8 protein-coding genes are annotated in these 17720 nt (G+C 48.0%); 5 read left to right on the forward strand and 3 right to left on the reverse strand.

Annotation, left to right across the window (positions count from 1 at the left end; translation table 11 throughout):
• Positions 1–146 precede the first annotated feature (146 nt).
• Positions 147–1337: a hypothetical protein gene (locus tag JW881_09305; GenBank protein MBN1697698.1), complete on the forward strand. Its 1191-nt coding sequence runs from the start codon at positions 147–149 to the stop codon at positions 1335–1337.
• Positions 1338–1850: 513 nt separating this feature from the next.
• Positions 1851–4436: a PAS domain S-box protein gene (locus JW881_09310; protein ID MBN1697699.1), complete on the forward strand. Its 2586-nt coding sequence runs from the start codon at positions 1851–1853 to the stop codon at positions 4434–4436.
• Here JW881_09310 and JW881_09315 read toward each other — a convergent pair.
• The 3 genes from JW881_09315 to JW881_09325 form a co-directional block, all read right to left on the reverse strand.
• A complete protein-coding gene (locus JW881_09315; GenBank protein MBN1697700.1) occupies positions 4433–6019 on the reverse strand; it encodes a response regulator in 1587 nt (528 codons plus the stop codon). The genes JW881_09310 and JW881_09315 overlap by 4 nt on opposite strands.
• Entirely contained in the window at positions 6003–9356 is a 3354-nt protein-coding gene (locus JW881_09320; GenBank protein MBN1697701.1) for a response regulator, read from the reverse strand. The genes JW881_09315 and JW881_09320 overlap by 17 nt, the downstream gene beginning before the upstream one ends.
• An 84-nt stretch (positions 9357–9440) precedes the next feature.
• Positions 9441–11969 (reverse strand): PAS domain S-box protein, encoded by a 2529-nt coding sequence (locus JW881_09325; protein ID MBN1697702.1) that lies wholly within the window; start codon positions 11967–11969, stop codon positions 9441–9443.
• 241 nt (positions 11970–12210) lie between these two features.
• On the opposite strand from JW881_09325, the gene pncB reads away from it, so the two are divergent.
• From pncB to JW881_09340, 3 genes are all read left to right on the forward strand, one after another.
• Positions 12211–13806, forward strand: coding sequence for a nicotinate phosphoribosyltransferase (gene pncB, locus JW881_09330; GenBank protein ID MBN1697703.1), 1596 nt, complete (start codon positions 12211–12213; stop codon positions 13804–13806).
• Between the two features lie 16 nt (positions 13807–13822).
• Positions 13823–15784, forward strand: a complete 1962-nt coding sequence (nadE, locus tag JW881_09335) for an NAD(+) synthase (GenBank protein MBN1697704.1) — start codon at positions 13823–13825, stop codon at positions 15782–15784.
• A 222-nt stretch (positions 15785–16006) separates the two neighbouring features.
• Positions 16007–17686 (forward strand): hypothetical protein, encoded by a 1680-nt coding sequence (locus JW881_09340; protein MBN1697705.1) that lies wholly within the window; start codon positions 16007–16009, stop codon positions 17684–17686.
• Positions 17687–17720: the final 34 nt, after the last annotated feature.

Here is a 17720-nt window from a genome sequence, read left to right on the forward strand (position 1 = left end):
GCCGTATTCTTTATATTCTCATCTATACGGGTTAAATGCATCCCGAAACGCAGGTGTTTTTTCCCCATACATCAGAAAGAATAAAGAGGTCATACGGTAACAGGAGATTGATTTTCGGGCTTTAGTAATTTTTCGAGGAGGGTTTGATGAGAAGATTTGTTGTGATAATGCTGATTCTGACCGGATTAAGTCCGTATGCGCGGGCAAATATCGCTGCCCCTTTCGGGATTACCGGGGTGGCGGGCGATATCCTCTCACTGAAAGGTGACGGGGAAAAGCTTCGCATCGAAAAAGAGATACTCGTTCTGGACCTGAGAGAGAACGCTTCGGATCCCGAACCATGTTCTGCAACATACCGGATAGTCAATCCGGAAAATACTCCTGTGAAAAGCGACCTCATTTTTCTTTCACCGGAGGCACATCGGATTTCCATCAGTATCGACGGACAAGCCGTATCGTCGGTCACAAAAATAATCGATATCAACGAAATCCCCTGGGCGCGCGAGGACGAGTTCCCCCGTGAAATACGAACCTATACGGCAGAGCAATTCTCTCTCGAGTGCCCGCCGGGTGAACGAAAATCGATCGAGGTCCGATTCAGACTTTCACCCGGGTGGCATAACATGTCCGGGAGAACGGGACCGACGGCCCCGCAGGCCGCACATCTTTTGAATCTCTTCAGAGACGACAGGGGCACACAATGGTATGTGTATGATCTTTTTGCATCACACACATTCAAAGGCGGTTTTTCGGAACTGGAACTTATTGTCAAGACACCCGGAAATGCAACGCTTCTATCGAATCTGGACCTCATGGAACGCCCGGTACCCGCGGATATTCCTTCGGAAAAACCTTACAGGCTGTATGCAGAAACATTTGACGAGATACCGGTAGAGCTGCTCGATATCAAGCTTATGTACCCTGTCGAATACAACTTCCTGGGCGTGACGGCCGGTTATTATGGATGCCACTTCCCCTTTGACGGGAGGCCCGTTCAGTGGCTTACGTTCAGCGGATCGATCGACCTCTATTTTTTAAATCACCAGCTTTCGTGCGGAATCGAAGGCGATCCGGTAAATAAAGCGTTCAATCTTTGTTTTCTCTATACGATGTATCCTCCGGGGAAAAGCGATAGTTTTTTTGGATATTTAATCGACATCCGGGGCGGCGGCGGCGTTCTCATCGATTATGTCAACGATGAATCAATCGGCTTCAGGATTTTTGCCGGGCTAAAATTTCTTGTTGTCACCTATGAGCTTTATTACGATTTTTATCCTTTTATCGATGACGGAAGCTTCAGGCACGGTGTGGGGGTAAGGACGTCAATGGCTTTCTGATAGGGTAAAATAGGTTGATTATCTGATACAAAAAACCAAGATTATGCTGATGTGCTTTTTGGCATAGATGGATTATATTAGTAATATAAACGTTGAGTAAAAAAATATAAAACATAACGTGATAAAAGAGAATATTTTTTATTATAGAAATGGGATACGATTAAAGTAACTGTTTTTTTTCTTTCACCTGTCATAGTTCAAGTATCCCGGCGCCTCATAAGCGCGTTCGATAAAAAATAAACGTGATGTCGCACCGGGGAGCAGCTTTCGACGGCTGCTCTTTTTTTTTGGCTTCGAAAGGGCACTCCTGCACACCGTTTGTTCGACACAAACGGCGATTGTCGAGGCAGACAATCAAGGTATACCACGGATGGAATGCGGAAAACCGAATGAGAAATACAAAACATGATAGGTAAAAATCATTTGCTATATTCTTGAAATTAATTTATGCTATTAGTAGTATATGTCATATATGACCTCCTGAAAAAAAAACATTTTTTACCGGAGACACCAATGGTGAGGAGACACAGCATCAAGTTCAAACTCACGGCCGCCTTTTTATCGATCATGATCGTTGTACTTCTCTTCCAATTTTTTTATCTAGGACCACGTTTCGTGAAAGGGGAAATCGATAATGCGAAGAATAATCTGGTTTTTATAAACAGCAATATCACATCGGGTTTTCAGTTTCGTTTTGTACAGGCTGTGGATGAACTCGAAAGAATGGCGGACATTCCCGGTCTCGACACCATGAACAGGGAGACACTCGACGGGATGATCTCGATATTCAATGAGTCAAACGTCTTTTTCAATTACTTTTTCGTTATGGATCGAACAGGAAGATGGATTTCTTTTCCGACGATCCCGGAAAATGTCGGGACGCGCATACCGGAAAACAATATGTATTGGGTCGAGCAAACCTTCTCTGGCGGATCGACGGTATTTCTCGATGTTCTCCGGTCGGTCACCTGCACCCTCGTCAGCGGATTTTCCACACCGATCGGTCCGGATAAACAAAACGCCCGCACGCTTCTCCGGGGTGTTTTTGTTGTATCCGAAGAAAATTCACTTGTGAATCTGATCAGGGGTATTCGGGTCGGTTCGGGCGGTTACGCGTACCTCGTCGCATCGAACGGCTGGCTTTTGGTCCATCCCGGCAGGGAACTCCTGTATGAAGACTACGATGCGTACAGCATGATGGAATACGAACCGGTGAGAATGGCGCTCGCGGGCGAGAACGGTATTACCGAATACGAGTATGAAGGGGAGACCTGGCTTGCCGCCTACGGGACCATCCCCCTTACCGGGTGGGCCGTTATCGTTCAGCAGCCCAAAGAAGGAATACTCAGGAAGGCGCAAAGCGAGTCGGGTATCATCAACCTCCTCGTCTTCGGTATTTTCGTTTTTATTTTCATCGCCGTTCTGGTTATTATCAACCGTTCCCTCAAACCGCTTTCCAATCTGGTGAATCAGATTAAAACGAGGTCGAGGCCGTTTGCTTCGACATATGCAAAAGACGAAATAGGAGAGCTGGCGCGGGAGTTCGATCATCTCTACGCCGACCTCTACCGGTCGAATGAAAAAATAACAAAATCGGAGTTTCGGTTCAGGCTTCTTTTCAATAACGCCAAAGACGCGATCTTTTTTCATGATATGTCGGGAAATATTTTAGAGGTCAATCAGGTCGCCTGCAACCGGCTCGGCTACACCCGCGAAGAACTTATCGGAGAAAATGTCGCCAAAATAGACGCCCCTTCCTCGCGTGTTCTGATAGAAAAGAGGTTGAATATAATGAAGGAAAAGGGCTTCATTCTCTTTGAAGCCGAACATATGACGAAAGACGGGAAAATCATACCGGTAGAAATAAACAGTTCCGTCATTGACCTCGAAGAGGGGAAAGCCACCCTGAGTATCGTCCGCGACCTGACGGAAAGAAAGGAAGCCGAAAAGGAACGGAAAAAACTCGAACAACAAATCATCCAGGCCCAGAAACTGGAAGCCCTGGGTACGCTCGCGGGCGGGTTCGCCCATGATTTCAACAACCTTCTCATGGGTATCCAGGTCAATGCCACACTTCTCCATGCGAACCTGTCGGGCGACAGGGAAAATCTCGTCAGGGTGAACGATATCGGGGAACTCGTTCATCGGGGGATTTCACTGACCAGGCAGCTACTGGGTCTCGGACGGGGCGGGAAATACGAAGTGGAGGTTGTCGATGTCAATGACCTTTTGAATAAAAGCGCGACCCTCTTCGGCCGAAGCAGAAAAGAGATCCGCATCCATTTCAGTTTTGACAGTGAATTGATGGCCGTTGAAGCGGACAGGGGGCAGCTCGAACAGGTTTTCCTCAATCTGTATGTCAATGCCTGGCAGGCAATGCCGGACGGCGGCGATCTTTACATCGGTACGGAGAATGTGAAACTCGAAATATCCGATGAAAACGGGTTTTCATTGCCTTCCGGCATGTATGTCAAAATTTCGATCACCGATACCGGAGAGGGTATCGACGAATCGATACGGCAGAAGGTCTTCGATCCTTTTTTTACCACAAAGGAAGGAACCGGAAGCGGTCTCGGGCTTGCCTCTTCCTACGGTATTGTCAGGAATCACAATGGAAATATCACCATTTACAGTGAAAAGGGGAAAGGGTCCACCTTTAATATTTATCTTCCGGCGACGGGAAAGCATCCGGAACCTGTCATGAGTGAAGAAGACAGGAAAATACCGGGCGGAAAGGAGACGATCCTTCTGGTCGATGACGAAGAGACGATCATCAGGTCGGGGAAGGCATTTTTCAAGACCCTCGGTTATACGGTACTCGCCGCTTCTTCGGGGCACGATGCCCTTGCGATCTACCGACAAAAAAAAGAGTCGATCGATATTGTAATTCTGGACCTGATTATGCCCGGTATGGGAGGAAGAGAGACCTTCGCTGAATTAAAAAAAATCGATCCGGCGGTAAAGGTCCTGCTTTCAAGCGGGTACAGCATCAATGGTCAGGCACAGGAACTCTTGAACAAAGGATGCCTGGGATTTCTTCAAAAGCCGTTTTCGCTATTGCAGGCGGCTAAAAAAATCAGGTCGATTCTCGACGGCTAACCCTCCGGGGTTTCAGTCCCGACATGATTATCTATCATACGCAAAAGTATATCCTGCTGAAGCGGTTTCGCCAGATAATCGTCACATCCGCTGTCGATGCATTTTTTCCGTTCACCCTTGAGTGCGGAGGCTGTCAGTGCGATGATCGGCGTCCGCTTCCACCCGGATTCTTTTTCCTTTTGCCGTATTTTACCGGCGACCTCGTAGCCGTCTTTGGAGGGAAGTTGAATATCCATCAGAATGATATCGATTGAATCGTGAAGCAGGCAGTAGCGTGAAAATCCCGCTTCACCGTCGGATTCGGTGACCACCTCATGATTGTTTATTTCCAGAATGCGCTGCACCAGCATGCTGCTTATCCTGTCGTCTTCTATCAAAAGAATGGTAAGTCCTTCTCTTGATTTCGTTGCCGGAAAATCGTCCCCGGCTATTATTTCTTTTTCCCGTGCGGGGTCATAGGGGAGGGTAAAATAAAATATCGTACCGTGGTCGTGGCCGGTTTTCGATTCAAACCAGATCCTGCCGCCCATATGTTCGACGAGTTTTTTGCAGATTGTCAGTCCGAGTCCCGACCCACCGAACTTTTTATGGATCGTGCTGTCCGCCTGTCTGAAGGCATCGAAGATAACGCCAGATTTGTCCTCCGGTATACCATATCCGGTATCTTTTACATAAAAACGGAGAAATCCATCGTTGTCAAAATCCACTCCGAACTCGATATTTCCCTCCTGTGTAAACTTCACGGCGTTACCGATCAGATTATAGAGGATCTGCTTGAGCCTTGTCGGATCGATGATAACAAGATCGTGCAGACTGAGATTATAATTCGAGTGAAGATCGATCTTTTTACCGCTTTGTTCGATGAGAAGCCGTGCGTGCGAACCGGTATTGTCCAAGATCGTTTTGAGTGAAAAAGGCGTACGGACGATCGGAATATGTCCGCTTTCGATGATCGAGAGATCAAGAAGATCATCGATAAGCGAGCAGAGCAATTTACCGCTTTCACGAATGATCTCCAGATACTGCCGCTGTTCTTTTGAGATGGGGCTTTCGAGCATGAGATTTGTGAATCCGATAATTCCATTGAGTGGCGTTCGTATTTCATGCGATATATTGGCGAGAAATGCGGATTTCAACCTGTCCGATTCTTCCGCTCTTTTCTTTGCCTGCGAAAGGTCCTGAAGTATTTTACGCTCACGCATGACCCGTCGAACCCTGATAATGATCTCGTTCATGCTTATCGGTTTGGTAAAAAAATCACTTGCGCCGAGTTCAAGAATTTCGTCGTATGTGTATAACTCCGTATAACCGGTCATGACAATGACATCCGCATCGTATTGCCGCTTGATAAATGAAAGAAGATCGATTCCGTCCATGTCCGGCATTTTTATGTCGGTAATGACAATGTCGATGACGGTTTTCGAAAGGATATCGAGTGCCTCGGCCGCAGTGGAAGTTGTTATACAGCGATAGCCGGTGATACTGAGTGTATTTTCGAATACGATTCTGATCTGACGCTCGTCATCGACAACAAGAATCGTACTGTTCGCAGTCTCTTTTTCATGATTATTCACCGCTTTCATCTCCCTCCTGCTTCATCCTGCCTTCCAGAACCGCACGGACGGTCGTACTCATTTCTTCCATTGTTATCGGTTTGGACAGATATGCCTGGATTGTGATATTTTCGGTTTTTTGTCTGCTTGTGATTTTACCGAATCCCGAAGTGAGAATGACCGGTATATCGGGCTTGATACGGCGCAATTCCCGTATCAGCATGGTACCGGTCACATTCGGCATTGTCTGGTCCGTAATAACGAGATCGATCGTGGTTTTATCTTTTTTGAACAGTGAAATCGCCTCCGAGCTGTCCGTTGTTGAAATGACCTGATAACCGAGTCTTTCCAGCATCTGTTTCCCCATGATGACAATCTGTTCCTCGTCGTCGATAAAGAGAATGCGTTCCTTTCCTTTTTGAAAATTCGATTTTCTTTTTTCTTCAGGTTTGATATCGATGTCGATTCTGGGAAAATACAGGGTAAAAGTAGACCCTTTCCCCGTTTTACTTTCGACGAAAATATCTCCTCCCGCGCTTTTTGTGATGCCGTGCACGACGGAAAGACCCAGACCCGTTCCTTTTCCCACCTCCCTTGTCGTAAAATATGGTTCGAAAATACGCTCCATCACGGCGGTATCCATGCCGTGGCCGGTATCGCCTACCGAAAGACAGATGTAACTTCCTTTCGAGAGAGGGGGGTTTTCCCGTGCAAATGCGCTTGTCACCTCGACCGGATTCAGTGTTATGGTAAGGGTGCCTCCATTTTCTTCCATCGACTGCTGCGCGTTGGTAGAGAGGTTTAAAAGAAGCCTGAATATCTGGGATTGATCGATGAGGATGGAACCGCAATTTGGATTAATAGTGGTGATGAGCCGGATATTCGGGGGAAGGAGGGAACGAAGGAGTGCGGTATAATTTTTGACATGCGAGACAATATTGACGGGTTTTGGATTTCCCTCCGTTTTTCTGCTGAAGGTCAGAATCTGCTGTACGAGTTCTTTTGCCCTGATCGCCGAATCGTGAATATGAGAGAGATTGTCATAGAGTTCGGTATCTTCATCCAGATCGTCCAGGACCATATCGATATACCCCATGATGGGGGAAAGGATATTGTTGAAATCGTGAGCGATACCGCCTGCCAGCGTCCCGATTGTTTCCATCTTTTGAAAATGACGAAGCCGTGCCTCGAAACGCTTCCGTTCTTCCTCATGTTTTTTCCATTCGGTGATATCACGGAAAATACCCCTGCTTCCCTGGTAATCGTGTTTCTCGTTATAGATGGCAACGAGCTTCAGTTCGCCGAAGATTGGCTTCCCACCGGCGGTGCACCAGACGGTTTCGGCGCTTATTTCACCTTTTGAGAAAAGATCGTGACAGGAGGCCTTAAAACCATCCAGGGCATCTTCCCCCACAACGGAATAGATATGCCTGCCGGTCAGTTGTTCGCGGTCGTACCCCAGGGTCCGCGCCATCGACGAGTTGACATAGGTTATTGTCTGGTGTTCATCCGTAATGAACATGAGATCGCTCGCGGTTTCTATGAATGTTCTGAACTTTTCCTCCGATTTCTGCAGGGCCTTGTCCGCCTCTTTCTCCGCAATCGCATGGGAAACAATCTTGACGCATTCATAGATACTGTCGACAACCTCATCCGTCCAGGAGGGCTTTTTCCGGTTGTCCGAGCATATTTCGAATGAAAACATACCATCGATCCTGTTATTGACGATATTATAGAGAATAAGCATGTTTTCGATATTGAGTGATGTTTTGAAAAACGAAACATAGGGCTTTATCAGTTTTTTGGCTTTTTTGGGAAAAATGGAAAGGATATTATCGTCGTTTAGTATCAGGTGTGCTTCCGGGGATTTCCTGATCAATGGGATGATCGTCTTGATCAAGACGGATGGCGTGATAGTGCCGAGGGAGGGTTTGACTCCGAGGGCGTTCCATTCGATCACGCATTCGAGATCGCTTTCCTCCGGATTTTTCCCGATGAGACGGTTATAACACGCCCTGCTCAGTCCGATGGTGGGGCCGAGTCTGTTCAAAAACTCCTGAATAAGCGTATCCCCGTCCATCTGCTTGTCCGTCGCGAGTCTCCAGATATCGGTACGGAATTTATTGGTGATAATCTGTCGGATCAGTTTTTGTTGATGCAGCTGGTTTTCCAAAGAGATGGAAACGAGATTGACGATGCTTTTGATAAGGGGCAGTTCATCCGTGGAGTATGAATTGCCGTATTTTTTTGCGAATAAGAAAATACCGATTTTCTTGTTATACGAATCGAGAAGGGGACCGGCGAGAATGTCTCCCGCCTTTTTCCTGGCAATGATTTTCGAGACCGGAGCGAAAAGTTTTTTGAGTGTCTTGTCGCTTTCGATGAAATGATCGAATAATTCATCGATTGTCACATGGGTAATCGAGGCGAGTGAATCCAGATAACGCCGTGCCTTCCCGTTTTTTTTGAGATCTATGGTGATCTGCCGTACAATACCGAAAAAAACATCGGGCATTTCTACCGCGATGCCTTTCGTATATGCCTTATGGGTAAGCTGATCGATCGTGATGATGATGACGGCCCCCAGATCCAGTTCCTCCCGAATCACCCGTGAAGCCTCGTCAAAATCACCGGACGAGCCGAGGATGACCGACACACTGTAGGCCGTCTGAAGATACGACTTTTCCTTGATCAGGTCGATTTCCGTTTTCAGCCGCTGCTTCTGCTCGTAACAAAGCTGGAGTGCGTCTGATATAATCGTCGCGAGATTGTTCGCAGACGGCAGGAAATATTCGGCGAGTTCGGGTCCCGACATACCGAATACCCCGATACTTTTTTCTTCACGGATGAGCGGGGCGAGGATGATTTTCTGGTTGTCGCATTTGATGATTCGTGAAATTGTTTTAGCAATTTTTTGGGGGACAAACTCTTTTATAATATCGATGGCGGTGACCAAAACCGTTTTTTTACCTTCCACGACCCCCCTGAGGATCGGCGATTTTATCGGATCGATGATGAAGTCATCGATCCCGGCACCCGATACTGCTTCCACATCGGCAAGTGTCTTTCGATCGAGGGTAATCGTTTCGATCGTGAGTGTCTTTCTGTCGTTGGAATGGAGAAAAATAACGGCGGAATATTTTTTGATCGTTTTAAACTCATCGATAACGGTTTTCAGAATGGTCTTTTCGTCAAGGAGTCCGATTATCTTTGTCGCGACATTCCCCGAAAAGGTTATAATCCGGATGAGTTCCAGATAATTTTTTTCGTCATCGGCAAGCAGTTGTTCTCTCAATTGTTGCCGTTCTTCACTCGAGAGGTTATCGATATGTATCCTGTTTGTCCTGTTATCCTTTTTTTTATCCATAGCTTCCGCCGATTAAAAGGTAATCGTAAAAAATAAACAATGCAACACCGGGTATGTAATCACAAAAGGCGATACGCCCCCCGGTCATTTCTCTTTCATTTCAAGCGCGCGGCGTATCGCCTGGCTTATTTCACGAAAAGCGATAGGTTTCATCACATACTCCCGGATACCTATTTTCTTACTCTCTTCATCCGTGATCTGTTCGCTGAATCCGGTGATGAGAATGACCGGAAGGCCCGGCTTAATCCGCATACATTCGACCGCCAGCCTGGCGCCCGTCATTCCGGGCATTGTCTGGTCGGTGACGAGAAGATCGATCGAGGCGGCATTTGCCTTGAAATAGTCGAGCGCCTTTTCACTGTCGGTAAGCATGGTGACCTCGTATCCCAGCCGTTCGAGCATTTCTTTGCCCATAAGGGCGATCTGTTTTTCATCGTCGACAAAGAGGATCCGTTCGGTGCCGCGGGGAATATTCGGCTTTTTTTCCGTACCGACAAGGACCTCGCTGTCGATGCGGGGAAGATAAACGGTAAATGTCGTGCCGACCCCGACTTCACTCTCCACCAGGATCGCGCCCCCGTAGCTTGTGACGATCCCATGGACAACGGAAAGCCCCAGACCGCTCCCTTCTCCCACCTTTTTAGTGGTGAAGAAAGGATCGAAAATACGGTCCAATACCGCCCGTTCCATCCCGTGACCCGTGTCCTTTACCTTTATGCTAAGGTAGTCGCCGTGTTTCAATTCCGCAATCGAACGCGCTTTTTCGATACTGATTTTTTCGGGATTGAGATTAATTTCGAGCGTTCCACCCGCTTCGCGCATTGCGTGAAAGGCATTCGTGCAGAGATTCATGATTATCTGATAAAAATGTGTCGGATCGATCATGACGGCCCCGCACCGTGGGCTGATATAGTGTTTTATACTGATTGTTTTCGGTATTGTCGCCCGGAGAAGTTTGAGAAGTTCCTTGATGAGCGGCTGTACCATGACGGGGACCGCCTCGTGTTCGACCTGTCGCGAAAAAGTAAGGATCTGCTGGACCAGATCTTTGGCGCGGTTGGCCGCCTCCAGTACATATGTGAGGTTTGTCGAAACCGGATCGTCCTCCGGAATGTCTTCCAGGATCATTTCCGTAAATCCGATAATCGGTGCAAGGATATTGTTGAAATCATGGGCGATACCGCCGGCAAGGGTACCGATCATCTCGAGTCTGTGCGTCTGGCGCAACTGATTTTCGAGTTTTATCTTTTCTTCTTCGGCACGGCTGTGATCGGCGATTTCAAGTCTCAGGGTTTCATTTGTCTTCTGTAGTTCTTGCGTCCGTTCGGTGACGCGCCGGTCGAGTTCGTCATGCGCGTTTTGGAGTTCGATTTGTGCTTTCTTGTAGGAAGAGATATCCATTTTGATAATCACGTAATTGGTCACCTTGCCGTTCGGGTCCCGGATGGGTGTCATTGTTACCGATTCCCAGTAGGTGTCCCCGTTTTTTCTTGAACTCACCACCTCCCCCTGGAAACGTTCGCCGGTCGTGATGATCGACCGGTAATCGGGCTGTTTCCCGTCCTTTTTACCGTTACCCGAAAATTGACTTATATGTTTTCCGATGATTTCTCCGGGTGTGTAGTTGGTGAGGTGAATGAAAAAGGGGTTCACATATTCGATATTTCCGTTCGAATCGGTGATAATGATTGAAAGGGGGCTGTGATCGACCGCTTCATAGAGTTTCCTGAGAAGCGATTCGGATTTCCGGCGCGTGGTGATGTCGTGAATGATACCGATCGTTCCGAGAAATCTGTTATCCTCCGGTTTATAGTGGCCCTGTGCGTTAATTTCTCCAAACGATATAACCGAACCGATAATCACCATGGAATCCGCCGTTTGTTTGGACCATGTTTTTGGTATCAGCCGTACCTCAAGTCCGGTTGTCTTCCGCTCCCCCCTCCTCCGTTCATCGAAAAATTTCGGCGGTCCTTGAAGCGGGTCATTGAGCGTATAGTTATTCATTTCCGCCTCTTTTCTTGAAACTTTATGATAATCCTCCGGGTGAAGTATTTTTCTGAAATGTTTTCCGATAAGTTCGTTCTGGGTATAACCGAGCATTTTTACAGCACTGTTAATGTAGGTGAAAAAACCGTTCGGATCGATTTTATAAATGATATCGGGGATATTTTCCATTATATCTCTGTAAAGCAATTCATCGACTCTGCTTTTTACCACATACCCCTTCAGTATCTTTGTCCGGATGATCTTGATCACCTTGATGAGCAGTGTTTTACAGTATATATTCCGATCGTCCTTGATGACATAATCTTCGGCGCCGGATTCCAGGGCTTTGACAAGGTCGCTTGACCGTTCGATTGATCCCGTAATGACAAGGGGTGTTTTCCCGATGAAGGGCGAGAGATCTAAAATTGTCGTATTGTCGAGATTATAATTTCCGATAACGATATCAAAGGAATCGCTGTCGAGCCTTTTTTTTGCTTCCTGAAAAGAAAATACGGGAAAACACGTTATCTGGTGACCGGATTCCTTTACAAGCCGTATAAAATATGAGCTGTGTGTATGATCGGGATCGATAAAGAGAATCCTTATCAATCTTTCTTTTTTTTCCACACTTAAAATTATTGTTGAATTTGAAAAAAATTCAAGCAACATTACATTCCACCGGACGGAAGCGGCGATACATATCCTCATTCACTTGCGATGCGGGCCGAAGTGTTTTATACTCCACATTGACCGGTTTTCACTCTCGACATACGATAATTTTTTTATCCGAGAGGGACCCGGCAACGGAACAATCACCTGCCGAATCGGCTTGCAATGCCGGGCGACCACGCTGGAGAAAGGAGCGACGATGATAAAACCGACAAACTCGTTCGTGGGACCTCTTTTGACCGATCTATACCAGATTACCATGGCGTATGCGTACTGGAAAAACGGTATTCATGACAAAGAGGCGGTCTTCGATCTTTTTTTCAGAAAAAATCCCTTCCAGGGAGCGTTTACTGTTTTTGCCGGGTTAAGCGAAGTACTTCGATTTATCGCATCGTATTCGATAACTGATGAGGACGTTGCGTATATCGGTGAAAAACTACTTCCGGGCTGCGAAAAAGAGTTTCTCAGGTGGTTGAAAACAATCAACTGTTCGGATATCAAGGTTTATTCCGTCGAAGAAGGAACCGTCGTCTTCCCGAAAGAGCCTCTCCTTCGCATTGAAGGGCCGCTTGCTATCTGTCAGCTTCTTGAAACCACGCTTCTCACCCTTGTCAATTATGCTTCGCTTGTCGCAACAAACGCAGCCAGATTCCGGATCGCATCCGGTTTTGACAAACGGCTTTTAGAGTTCGGTTTGAGACGCGCCCAGGGGCCGGATGGCGGTATTTCGGCATCCAGGTACAGTTATTTGGGCGGTTTTGACGGAACAAGCAATGTGCTTGCGGGCAGACTGTTTGAACTCCCCGTCAAGGGAACGCACGCACATTCATTCGTCCAGGCATTTCACGGCATCGAGGATGTCGGCAAAAAGGGGGATGCCAAAAACAAGAAAAACCCCGCTGGTAATCTTTTGAAATCAGTCCTTGCCATCCGCGAACAGCTGGGATTCACGAACACAAATGAAGGCGAACTCGCCGCTTATATCGCATATGCGCAGGCATTCCCCGATAATTTTCTCGCGCTCGTCGATACCTACGATACGCTGAAGTCCGGCGTCCCCAATTTTCTGTGTGTCGCCGTGGCATTGAGCCGTCTGGGTTACGAGCCGGTCGGCATCAGACTCGATTCCGGAGATCTTGCCTTTCTTTCGCGGGAAAGCAGGAAAATGTTTCGGGAAACCGCGGAACGGACAGGTGTGGATTTTTCCGGGCTTCTTATCGCAGCGAGCAATGATATTAATGAGGAAATCCTGCTTTCACTCGAAAGGCAGGGTAACGAGATCGATATCTTTGGTGTCGGCACGCATCTTGTCACCTGTCAGGCCCAGCCTGCCCTGGGATGCGTCTATAAACTCGTCGAAATAGAAGGAAGCCCGAGGATTAAAATCTCGCAACAGATAATCAAGGTGACGATTCCGGGCAGAAAAGACGTCTATCGACTTATCGGGAAGGATTCGATACCGCTTGCCGATATTATGATCATGGTCGGTGAGGAGATACCTGAAAAAGGAGAAAAGATACTCTGTATCGATCCTTTTGAGGAAAAGAAACGTGTCATCATTGTCCCGCACGAGGTCAGAAAGCTGACCGCGCGTGTGTGGGACGGAGAAGCGAAAATCAATCTGCCGCCGTTGTCCAAAAGCAGGGAGTATGTGCTTGCGCAGCTGAAAAAAATGAGGGAAGATTACGCGCGACCCGTCAATCCCACACAGTACAAGGTTTCGGTGACGCAGACGCTTTTCAGGTTCATTCACGAACTATGGGCTTCCGAAGCACCGATTCCCGTGATAGAATGACACAAGGGGGCTCGATATGCGGCTTATAAAAATCGGTATTGCCACGATCAACACACGAGTCGGTGCGGTCGTTGACAATACGGAAAAAATAATTGGCGCGATGAAAGAAATGAAATCATCCTCGTGCGGCATCGGCTGTTTTCATGAACAGGTGATCGCCGGATATCCGTGCGAGGATTTTGTTCAGTGGAAGATGTTCGTCGATACGCAATGGAACAGCTTGAAGCGCATCGCCGTTGAAAGCAGGGTAAAAACGGGCGTTCCGACGGTTTTTATCGTCGGACTGACGGTGCGGCATCAAAGCAATCTCTATAATGCAGCCGCGGTTATATGCAACGGTAAGATATGCGGCATTGTCCCAAAGGAGAAACTTCCCACCTATGGCGTCTTTTATGAATGGCGGACATTTTCCCGGGGGTGGGCCGGTATGAGCGGCATGATAGAAGGTGAAGATATCCCGTTCGGCGATCTTGTGTTTCGCTTTCCCTTTGGTATGGTCGGCGTCGAGATCTGCGAGGACATCTGGTCGCCCGACGGGCCGATGAGGAGGCGGGCCTACAACGGCGCGGAGGTGATCGTAAACATATCGGCATCGCCGTTCAGGTTGGGAATAGTCGACACGAGACGCGAGATGATATCGACCAGGGCGGCGGACAACCAGGTCACCCTGGTCTATGTCAATCAGTACGGTGGAAACGATTCGCTCGTGTTCGACGGGGGCGGGTACGTCAACCAGAACGGTCTCATGATCGCCGAATTGCCGCGGTGGCGTGAAGGGATCGTCTGCGAGGATGTCGACCTGGAACGGACGGCAAGGCTGCGCTTCGAGAATACGACATGGCGGACGGACTGTGAAGCCTTTTTAAAATACGGTGAACGGGTTTCGGTCGTCGAGGTACCGGAGGGACCGCAGCCCAATCACCCCGCCTGCATGTTCCGTATTCCCGAAAATAAAAGTTTTTTCATACCTGTCGAACGACCCGTCAAAAACGCCTTTGAATGTTATTGTGAAGACCTCATTGCCGCGTTGATATGCGGACTCGATTATTACGAGAAAACCGGCGTATTCAGGAAGATCGGGATATCACTTTCCGGCGGAAAGGATTCCACGTTGAGTCTCATGATATGTTATCTCTTTGCCAGAAAACGCTTTTCCGGACTCGATGAGGAGGAAATGAAGAAAAAGATACGGGAGTTTATCTGGTGTTTTTCAATGCCCGCGCAATACAATTCCGAAGAGACGAAGAATATATCCCGCCGTATTTGCAAAGAATTGGGGGTGACATTCAGGGAAATACCGATTCAGGCGGAGGTTGAACGGGAGATCGAAAAAGTCGGATCCATGCTCGGGCCGGATGAGGCGGTTACCGATATCACGAAAATGAACATACAGGCGCGCATACGGGGCGAACGGATGCTCAACTGGTCGAACTCTTCGGGGGGTATGTGGATTCAGACGGGGAATATGTCGGAGAAAGCCGTCGGGTATACGACAATAGGGGGGGATATGATGGGCGCCTATTCCCTGATCGCGAACATACCCAAAACGGTGATTATCGCCCTGCTTGGTTACCTGTACGGGCGCTACCGTTTTCAGGGATTGAAGGACGTCCTCGAAACAAAGGCGTCGGCCGAACTCGCCGACGCTCAGGAAGACGAAAAGGATCTCATGCCGTTCCCCGTTCTGGACAGTTGTATGTACCTGCTTGTCGAAGAGAAAAAGAGTCCGGCCGTTATCTACCGTATCACAAGAACAATGTGGACGGACGACGAATTGAAAAAAATGGCACCGTGGTACAAACCGGGAATGCTTTCAACCTGGATAAAGAAGTTCGTGAGATTGTTTACCGGTTCCATCTTCAAATGGGTGCAGACCCCGCAGGCGGTTCATGTGGGTAAACTGGAGCTCGACAGGGAACGCGCGCTGCAGCTGCCCGTCGTACAGTCCCGCGAGTGGCTCGAAACCGAAGATTTTTGATATCGATGGCCGTTTTTATGGAAGTGAACGGTATTCCCTCATAAGTCGAATTACACGTGTTATTCGCGGCAGACACACAATAAAGATCAAAAATATCAGGTTTTTGAAGTACCTTGATAAAATATTTAAATTCAATATAATAGAAAGAAATGTATCAATATGCCTTATGGGCCTGTTGGTGTCGATGTATAACGTGACAAAAACTAAAAAAGGGGCAATCCGGTGGAAGATGGTGAAAGAGGGGGCATCTCGTCTCATATCAAAGCGGTATTGGACAACATAGAATATGCGCATCATCTGACGAAAAAAAACAAAAGTACAAAGGTCGTGATCGTCGTATCCGGAAACGAAGCCGACCGACTATCCTGGCAAAAACGACTCGATAAAACAAGTCCTTTCATTTTCAATATCGACGGCAGCACTAAGGTCATCTCCCTCGAGGAAAAAACGGGCGACAAGACACGCGAGGGTAATTTTCTGGGCACACTCCTCGCGTACAACAAGTTCAAGGACATGGCGGGGGAAAAAGGTATCTCATACAATGATTCGGTCATTTTACTCGGCATGGTGTTCGGGAGGGGAGAACGTATGTCTCCGTTCACCCAGATAGAAGGGGACAGAAAACCCGCCATTGTCGTCAGTTCGACGGACGGGGAGGGCCCCGGGAACATGAGTGCCATCGAGGAAGGCCTGTTGTACTTTACGCCTGTCGTCGATTACATTCAAAGCAGGGGGTTCAGGGGGATTCTGGACAAATGGGGGGACGAGACGGAAATACCGTCAATCGATCTATCCGCGCCGCCGGCATCGCCGGATGATTTCGCATCATATGACGTGATCAAGTTTATCTCGATCGTGAAGATAACCGACGAGCTTGCCAAACAGAAAGACTGGACCGTTGTCGATGACGAGTGTAATATAGTACGGTTGATTTCGAGAAACGATAAAGCGGTTATCGTCAAACAATTACTTGACTGCGGCGTCGAGGCGGGCCCCGATAACTTTTACTATGCCGGGGTAAGTCTGGGACCGGTCGCGGTTTCCTATGACGTTCTCGATATCGCTGCAGAGATATTCGCGGATGAAATTACCAGAGAAGGCGTAACGATTGATTTCGACCCCTATTTCCTTATGGCGTTTTCGATGAACAGCAATTTCTCCTCCTGGTACGAAACGGTGAAGCGGGACCGGGAACTGAGGGCTCTTTTGGAGAAAGTGCCGGATTTTCTTGAAAAAGTACAGAAGATTAAGGTACTGTTCGCCCAACGTCACGGAAGACCCGTAAATTTCAAGGCATTGGACATGGGGGACAGGATATATTGGGCCGATATCGGTCTGCACCACGCGATGCGGGAAAAATATCTTTCCCTTCTTGATACGGGCGGGCGGGGAATCATTGCGCGGAAACTCGAAAATATCAGCGACGGGACAGACGCACACGGCAACAGAATCGTCAATTCGTTTATCGCTGACGGGATTGATATTTCGGATTCGGTTGTCGTCAACAGCACGTTACGCGGGAGGGGGATAATAAAAAAAAGTGTGATAAAAGATTCGATACTCGCCAATCCTTCCATGATTGAAGCATTCGCCGTTTTGAGCGTACGTCCCTCGGGCAAAACCGTTCTCAAGCCCGGAAGCGGGGTGTACCGGTCGATCGGGCTTAATGACCTCGTTCTCGAAGAAGGGATACGTCAGGGAACGATGGTAACGAAGGAAGGGCCGATCGATCTTGCAGTTTCCGAGAAAACAGATCTTCGTGACAGAGAGCGTACCTACAAGGTCCCCATCATGGGTAACAGGGTTTCTTTCGCCGAAGCGTATGAGATGATGTTCGGAATCAGTGAGGAAGAACTCGATGCCATGAGACGTAATCTCATCGAACGCATACGGGAAGCATAGACCTGCGAGGCGTCTGTTACCGAAGCTGTGCGAT

The organism is Spirochaetales bacterium (assembly GCA_016930085.1).
Taxonomy (GTDB): domain Bacteria; phylum Spirochaetota; class Spirochaetia; order SZUA-6; family JAFGRV01; genus JAFGHO01.